1 protein-coding gene and 1 pseudogene are annotated in these 1,649 nt (G+C 79.1%); both read right to left on the bottom strand.

Features of this window, described 5'->3' with window-relative positions:
* Positions 1 to 374: pseudogene (locus HCN56_RS25450) on the bottom strand ((2Fe-2S)-binding protein); the annotation flags it as partial.
* 121 nt (positions 375 to 495) lie between these two features.
* Positions 496 to 1,392: an FAD binding domain-containing protein gene (locus tag HCN56_RS25445; RefSeq protein ID WP_167974986.1), complete on the bottom strand. Its 897-nt coding sequence runs from the start codon at positions 1,390 to 1,392 to the stop codon at positions 496 to 498.
* Positions 1,393 to 1,649: the final 257 nt, after the last annotated feature.

Below are 1,649 nucleotides of genomic sequence, written 5' to 3'. Positions count from 1 at the left end.
GCGCCACCGCCCGGCGGCTGCGGCGCACCGGCGGGGTCGGCGACGAAGCCGGGGTCGGCCGGCGGCAACTCGCCGGTGCCGAACGGCATCTCCCACTCCCCGGCCGGCGGGGCGGGCGGGGCCTGCGCCGAACCCGGGCCGCCCGGGGGGAACGGGCCGGCGGCGGTGCCGATCTCCGGCGGCCGGTAGCCGTGGCCCGGAGCGGCGAGCGGGTCGCCGGGGCCCGGGTCGCCGATCAACCCCTCCGGCAGCTGCACGAAGGCCGTGGCCTCGCTGTCGTACTCCCCGCCCCAGCTGGTGCCGGGCGCGGGGACGTCCGGATGGCGCGGATCGGGCTCCCCGCCCTGCGGTCCGTGCCGTTCCTCGTTCACCATGCCTCCCGGGACGCCGCACCCGGCCGGTGGCCGCGGGCGGCGGTGTGGATGTGGCCGCGCCGCGCGGGGCGCGCTGCCGGTCCGGTGTCGGCGGTCCGGCTCGTCCGGGCGCTCGGAGTCGTCACGACAGCGCCCTTCCGAGTCCGCGCCGTGCGAGCGCCGCGACGGTGCGGCGCAGGTGCAGCAACCCGGGTGACAGCGCGGCGACCTCGCCCGTGGCGGGGTCGGGCTCCGGGTCCGGGATGCAGGCCATCGCGACGTAGTCGCCGAACGCCGCCAGCGCCTCCGGGGGCACCGTGCGGGCGCCGTCCCAGTCGACGAGGGAGGCGATCCACGCCTCCGCCTCCAGCGGGCGCAGCGGTACCTGCGCGATGGCGCCGACCGCGCACCGCACCTCGCGGCGCGCGGGGTCCAGCGCGACGGCGACCGAGGCGACGGCACGCCCCGGGCCCGTGCGGCCGGTGGCCTTGAGGAAGGTCTGCGGGGCGTGGAGCAGCGGCACCCGGGCGTAGGCGAGGAGTTCACCGGGGCGCAGGTGCTCGCGGCCCACCAGCAGTTCGCTCACCGGGACCTCGCGGCGCGCCCCGTCCGCCCCGGCGATGACCAGCTCGGCCTCCAGCGCCGCCAGGACCGGGAGCGTGTCGCCGCTGGGGGCGCCGCTGATGATGTTCCCGCCCAGCGTCCCGGCGTTGAGGACCTGCGGCGGGCCCGCGCTGCGCGCGGCGGCTGCCAGGGCGGGCATGAGCACCGCGAAGTCGGGACGCCCCATGCGGGCGAGCGTGAGGCAGGCGCCGAGCAGCGCGTGGCCGTCGCGGTACTCCCACCCCCGCAGTTCCGCCACGCGTCCCAGGCCGACCAGCGCCGTGGGGCGCAGCAGGCCGCCGTTGACGGCTCCCATCAGGTCCGTGCCTCCGGCGACCGGCACGGCTGCGGGCTGCGCGGCGAGCGCCGCGACCGCCTCGTCGAGCGTCGCCGGGAGTGTCACCGGCTGCGCTGTGTGCGGTGCGTGCGTGCTCAACTCCAGCCGCCCCTTCCCCGGTCTACTGGGCCCGTTGGCCGTACGCTACGTGCTCCCGGCCTGGAAGTGGCAACTCTGGCATATGTTCCGCCGCCCCGGCGCCCGGGGTTCACCCGTCGTCCGGGGCTCGCGGGGGCGCGTGCGGCGCCTGGGGCGGCCCGGGCCCCGCGGGGCCGGGTCACCGGGCGCCCGACGGGGCGCGCGCGATGCTCCCACGGCGCCTTCCGGTGCGATGGCACCGCCCGCCGTCCGCCGGG

Source organism: Streptomyces lonarensis, assembly GCF_012033735.1.
Classification (GTDB): Bacteria; Actinomycetota; Actinomycetes; order Streptomycetales; family Streptomycetaceae; genus Streptomyces; species Streptomyces lonarensis.
The sequence above is the reverse complement of the archived record's forward strand: the minus strand, read 5'-3'. Positions and strand labels throughout refer to the sequence as shown.